Raw genomic sequence first — 6,182 nt, forward strand, 5'->3', positions numbered from 1 at the left:
GCAGGGTAGCCTGCGGTCGCAAGAGCCTCCGTCATTTTGGCAGGGGTTGCCGGCGCGTCAAATCCGACCACAGCGCTTTCCGAAGCGAGGTTCACCGCCACCTCGCCAACGCCATCAACGGCGCGCAGGGCGTTTTCGGCCCGCGCGATGCAAGATCCGCAAGAAAGTTTCGAGATTTGGAGTGTGAGAGAGCTTTGTGTCATAGAGTGCCACCTTTGGTAGACACTCTACATAGGGCTTCCACTCACTGGAAGGTCAAGGGGCAATCAGGTTATTCTACGGCGCGGGCTTCTGCGACGTATTGCTGAAGCTCTGCCAGCGGGATCGCGCCAGGAACCAAAGCATCGCCAATCACAAATGCCGGTGTGCCGGTAAAGCCGAGGTTCTGCGCCAACTGGTCAGAGGCGGCAATGTGGCCAGTCACGTCGTCGCTCTGCATGTCCTCGCGCAGTTGCGCGACATCCAACCCAATGGACCGCGCCAATGCGAAGATAGATGCCTCTTCGGCACGTCCGCGCATTTCCATCAAACCCCAATGCATTTCTTCGTATTTGCCCTGATTGCGCGCTGCAAGTGCAGCCCGCGAGGCAAGAACAGACCCCTCTCCCAAGATAGGCCATTCACGGTAGACGACGCGCACATCGTCATCGGCTGCAAGAAGCGCCTTCACATCACCGGCAGCGCGTTTGCAGTAGGGACAGTTGTAGTCAAAGAATTCCACAATCACGGTCCCGGCATCAGGATTGCCGACGAAGGGCGCGTTTGGATCGTTTTCAAGAAACGCACGCTGGCGGAGCAAGATTTCGGCCTGTGCGGCCGCCTGCGCTGCGCTGCGCTGCTCTTCGATCAGCGCGATTGCCTCCATGATGATCTGCGGGTTTTCGCGGATTGCGTCAAGCGCCAGCGCTTTGATGTCCTCATCAGACACGGTCTGCGCGACTGCCCCGAACGGGAGCAGGGTCATCAGTGCGGTGGCCAAAAGTATGCGCATGTCGGGTCCATTCCATCGGATAAATCGCAGGGTCGCTTACATACAATCATTTTGCACCACTGTTGGCCACATACTTAAATGTGATTTCTGCAACTAAGCCACAAAGCAACATACCGCAGATGACACGATTGCGAAGCAAGGACGCGCCCCTATCGCTTGCTCCTCTGCCCCGCTTTCGTTTAGGTGCAGGCTATGGAACAATCACGCGCAAACAAACCGTCACACAGGCCCGCACTGACCTCCCTTTTCAGGGGGATCGCCGTGTTTGTGATGCTTGTTTGTATCGTGCCTTACATCGGCGTTGTCGCAGCGGCATTGACCGGATCTTTCGATACGCTGAACCATTTGGCCGAAACGGTCCTGGGACGCTACACAATCACCACACTGATCCTCGTGGCGCTGGTCATGGCAGGGGCTGCATTTATTGGCGCAGGTGCCGCATGGCTTGTCACCATGACCGATTTTCCCGGGCGGCGCTGGATGGAAATTGCGCTGGCCCTGCCTCTGGCCTTTCCGGCCTATGTGCTGGCCTACGGCTATACGCATGTTCTTGACCATCCCGGGATCGTACAAACCTTGCTGCGCGATCTGACGGGATGGGGACCACGCGACTATTGGTTCCCTGAAATCCGCTCGCTGGGTGGCGCAGCGATGATGCTGACCCTCGTGCTATATCCTTATGTCTATCTTTTGGCGCGGGCCGCATTTGCGGCGCAAGGATCAAGCACATTTCTGGCCGCGCGGGTTCTGGGCCGCTCGCCTTTCTCGGCGTTCATGCATGTGTCGCTGCCCATGGCGCGACCGGCGATTGCCTCGGGCGTAATGCTGGTCGCGATGGAGACGATCGCGGATTTCGGCACGGTGGCCTATTTTGGCGTGCAAACCTTCGCGGTGGGCATTTACACCAGTTGGTTTTCACTGGCGGATCGCGCAGCGGCGGCGCAACTGGCGTTGGGACTGCTGAGCTTTGCGCTGCTTCTTGTGATGCTGGAACGGTCCAGTCGAGGCAACGCAAAATATACCAGCGGCAGGCGCAACGCGCCTTTGCAGCGGCTTACGCTGAGCAGGGGACAAAAGCTCGGTGCGTTCCTGTTCTGCCTCACGCCTGTTTTGCTTGGCGTTGTCCTGCCTGTTATCGCACTGAGCGTGATGGCGGCCGGATCGCAGCAAGATCTGCTGAGCCCACGCTATCTGGGCTTTATCCGTAATTCGCTCACCCTTGCTGGCATCGCTGCGGTCCTTACGGTGCTTGCGGCCCTGATCCTCGGCACCCTGCACCGTGTCAGCACAAGCCGCCTGACCGGTACGTCCCTCTATCTCGCACGGATCGGCTATGCTGTGCCGGGTGGCGTTATCGCCGTTGGGCTCTTGGTGCCGTTTGCGGCCTTTGACAACGCGCTTGATAGCTGGATGCGCGCTACTTTCGATATCTCGACAGGGCTTTTGTTTACGGGCTCGATCTGGCTGTTGATTTCCGCCTATATGATCCGGTTCCTTGCCGCGGCCATTGGCGCATATGAGGGTGGAATTGCGTCGGTTGCACCCAATATGGATGCAGCAGCCCGCACCTTGGGCCAAGACATTCCCGGTCTGGTCAGACGGGTCCATATGCCCCTGTTGCGCACCAGCCTTTTGACCGCAGGCTTGATCGTCTTTGTCGATGTGATGAAGGAATTGCCCGCAACCCTCATCATGCGGCCCTTCAACTTTGACACGCTCGCGGTACAGGCTTACCGGTTGGCCTCGGATGAACGGCTTGAGGGTGCGGCGGTGCCCAGCCTTGTCATTGCGGCAATCGGGTTGATCCCTGTGATCCTGCTGTGCCGCAAGATCGGCACGGGCCGCGCCTGACGCGCACAAAAAAGGGCGCCCCTTGCGAGGCGCCCTTGGAGACGTGAGTGGTAGGATTTACTCCCAACCGACCTGATTGAAGATCTGCTGTGCTGCAGGCAGGTTTTCTGCAACGGCGCTCAGATCAACCGCGTCGGAGCGGAAAAGACCCATGGCAGCGACAGAAGGTGACAGCCCAACACCGGGGACCGCAGGATATTCGTCGTTGCCTGCGCTGAAGTACTGCTGTGCGCGATCAGAAGCGAGATACTCAAGGAACTTGATCGCATTGTCGCGGTTCGGTGCGTTCACAGCGACACCACCACCTGACAGGTTCATATGCGCGCCTTCGGCGTTCTGCGCAGGGAAGACCCAGCCAATGTTTGCAAGCGCATCAGCGTCCAGACCGTCAACGTCCGTGCGCAGGGCGCGGGCAAAGTAGTAGGTGTTCGAGATAGCAATATCACATTCACCAGACACCAGACCACGCAATTGGTCAGTATCGCCGCCCTGTGGGTCACGCGCAAAGTTGTTGACGAAACCTTGCGCCCAAGCGGTCGCGGCCTCTTCACCGTAGTTTTCAATCACAGCCGATAGCAATGTCTGTGAATAGACGTTGGTGGACGACCGGTGACAGACCATCCCCTCATATGCGGGGTCAGCGAGCGAAACATAGTCCAGCGGTGGGTTTGCGACGCGGTTTTTATCATAGAAGATGATGCGCGCACGCTGGCTGAAGCCAAACCACTGGTTGTCGGCGTCCTGCAGGTAATCGGGAATGCGGGCCTCGAGGATATCGCTATCAATCGTTTGCAACAGACCGGCCTCTTTGGCACGTGCAAGACGCGAGGTGTCAACGGTCATCAGGATATCAGCAGGCGAGTTCGCACCCTCTGCCTGCATCCGCGCGATCAATTCGTCGGCGTTTGCCTCAATCCGGTTCACCGTGATGCCTGTCAGCTCGGTGAAGTCCGAATAGAGCCGCTCGTCAGTGTCATAGTGACGTGAGGAATAGAGGTTCACTTCGCCAGCATCGCTTTGGGCGTAGACGGATGGGGCCGAAATTGTCAGGGCCGCCGACAGGAAGAGTGAGTTTCTCAGTAGTGTGCGCATGATCTTCATCCTTGCGAGGGTTGGAGTTAATGCGCGGAAACTGACAAAATTTGTCAGGATATGCAATATATCCTGATCATTTTTGTCGGAGAAAATTTAAGATACTGTTTTATATTAATATTCTATCGTCCCTTCCAAACCGGATCACGCTTTTCGGCGAATGCACGCGCGCCTTCGCGCTGATCCTCCGAGTTGTAAAGGGTCTCAACAGTGGCGAACTGGCTCTTGGTGATCCGATTCATCGCGTCCTGAAATTTCATGTCTTCCGCCTCACGCACCACTTCCTTAAGCGCGGCATAAACAAGCGGCGGCCCCGACGCGATAAGTGCTGCCATCTTGCGCGCTTCATCCATCAACTGATCCGCCGGAACCACGCGGTTGATCAGCCCCCAGCGGGCGGCCTCTTCGGCGTCGATCCATCGCCCTGTCAAGAGCATCTCCATCGCAATGTGATAGGGAATCCGCTTGGGCAACTTGCAGGACGCTGCATCAGCCACGGTGCCGGAGCGGATTTCAGGAAGGGCAAAAGTGGCATGTTCAGCCGCCAAAAGAATATCGCCCGACAGTGCCAGCTCCAGCCCGCCCCCACAGCAAATCCCGTTGATCGCCATGATCACCGGTTTATTCATACGCGGCAATTCCTGCAGCCCGCCAAAGCCACCCTTGCCATAGTCGCCATCAACTGCATCACCCTCGGCGGCCGCCTTCAAATCCCAGCCCGGGCAAAAGAACTTCTCGCCTGCACCGGTGACAATCGCCACACGCAGGTCAGGATTATCGCGGAAATCAGCAAAGACCTCGCCCATGATCCGGCTGGTGGCTAGATCAATCGCGTTCGCTTTGGGCCGGTCCAGCGTCACTTCAAGGATATACCCGTCGCGGGTTGTCTTGATAGGGCCGTCAGTCATGGCGTTCTCCTGTTGTGATCAACGCGTCCGCCGCGACGGCCCCTTTTGGGCCACACATCAGCGGGTTGATTTCTATTTCTATCGGCGTCTGTGTCATGACATAGGACTGCACCGCCAGCACCGCGTCAATGATCGCTTGGACATCGACCGCAGGCGCGCCGCGATAGCCGTTCAGGACAGGTGCAATCCGCAATTCATTAAGCGCCTGCTTAATGTCACCGGCATCAACGGGCAGGATCAGGCTCGTACTGTCGTCCAGAATTTCCGCCCAGGTCCCGCCCGCCGCAAGTGTCAGCACATAGCCATGCGCCGGATCAAGCACGACACCAACAAGAAGCTCGACGATCACATCGGTGATCATCTGTTCGACCAGAAATGTTGCCGTCGGCATTGCCTTTGCGGCACGCAGCAAAGCCGCCTGGTCAGCGATTCCAACAACAACTGCGCCCGCCTCGGTCTTATGGGCGACACCGGTACCCTTCAGAACAACAGGAAAGCCAACCACCTGCCCCGCATCTGCAAGCCCTTTGATGTTTGTGACGTATTCCGACCGCGGGACCGGCAGGCCATAGCCCTTCAAGACCTGCTTTGCTTCGGTCTCACTCAGTGTCTTTGCAGGCTGCACCACAGGCGGCACAAACAGCCCGGCCCCCTTAGGTTTGCCGACACACGCCGCGACCGCGATCGCCTCAATCGCCTCGGGCATGCCGCAAAGCGGCAGGATACCGCGCGCGACAAGATCAATCGCAACATCCTCGGGCATGTTCTCAACCAGCGAGCTCAGCACCGCAATGGGCCGTCCTGTCTGCGCCTGCGCGCGTTCTACGGCATTCAGCACCAAGTCCCACGCAGGGGCTGTGCAGCGGTCAGGGCGCGGGAAATCAAGGATCACGACACCCAGCGCCATGTCCGGTGACATCATGGCGGAAAATGTGGCGGCCATCGCGTCTTCGTTGCCCCAGATAAAGGTATGATAGTCCAATGGATTGGCTAACGCCACGATTGGCCCGAGGGTGTTTCGCAAATCGACCTGTTGCGACGCCGAAAGCGGCGGAAACGAGATCGACCGCCCAAGCGCCATATCAGCCATCAGGCTGGCCTCACCACCCGAACACGACATTGAGGCGACCGTGGCTTCGCCCAAAGGCCCCACAATATGCAAAAGCTTGAGAGTCTCGAGAAAGGCCGAGAGTGACGACACCCGCCCGATCCCCAGACGATTAAAAAGCGCATCAGCACCCGCATCGCTGCCCGCAAGCGAAGCGGTGTGCGAAATCGCGGCCCTTTGCGCCTGTTCGGATTTGCCGGTTTTCAACGCGACAATCGGCTTGCCCAAACGC

The 6,182-nt window shown here is 58.1% G+C and carries 6 protein-coding genes; 1 reads left to right on the forward strand and 5 read right to left on the reverse strand.

Annotation, left to right across the window (positions count from 1 at the left end):
- Positions 1 to 203 (reverse strand): heavy-metal-associated domain-containing protein (locus VGP75_RS18550; RefSeq protein WP_327545068.1); only part of this gene is annotated, 203 nt, incomplete at its 3' end.
- A 68-nt stretch (positions 204 to 271) separates the two neighbouring features.
- Entirely contained in the window at positions 272 to 991 is a 720-nt protein-coding gene (locus tag VGP75_RS18555; RefSeq protein ID WP_327545069.1) for a DsbA family protein, read from the reverse strand.
- Between the two features lie 192 nt (positions 992 to 1,183).
- Between VGP75_RS18555 and VGP75_RS18560 the strand changes: the two genes are divergently transcribed.
- On the forward strand, positions 1,184 to 2,842 hold the full coding sequence (locus VGP75_RS18560) for an ABC transporter permease (RefSeq protein WP_414727822.1): 1,659 nt from the start codon (positions 1,184 to 1,186) through the stop codon (positions 2,840 to 2,842).
- 57 nt (positions 2,843 to 2,899) lie between these two features.
- On the opposite strand, the gene VGP75_RS18565 is transcribed toward VGP75_RS18560, so the two are convergent.
- The 3 genes from VGP75_RS18565 to VGP75_RS18575 form a co-directional block, all read right to left on the reverse strand.
- A complete protein-coding gene (locus tag VGP75_RS18565; RefSeq protein ID WP_327545070.1) occupies positions 2,900 to 3,934 on the reverse strand; it encodes an extracellular solute-binding protein in 1,035 nt (344 codons plus the stop codon).
- A 122-nt stretch (positions 3,935 to 4,056) separates the two neighbouring features.
- A complete protein-coding gene (locus tag VGP75_RS18570) occupies positions 4,057 to 4,842 on the reverse strand; it encodes a carnitinyl-CoA dehydratase (protein WP_327545071.1) in 786 nt (261 codons plus the stop codon).
- A partial coding sequence (locus tag VGP75_RS18575) for an acetate--CoA ligase family protein (protein WP_327545072.1) occupies positions 4,835 to 6,182 on the reverse strand: 1,348 nt, incomplete at its 5' end. The genes VGP75_RS18575 and VGP75_RS18570, both read right to left, overlap by 8 nt.

The sequence above is a fragment of the Yoonia sp. genome (assembly GCF_036007805.1).
Taxonomy (GTDB): domain Bacteria; phylum Pseudomonadota; class Alphaproteobacteria; order Rhodobacterales; family Rhodobacteraceae; genus Yoonia.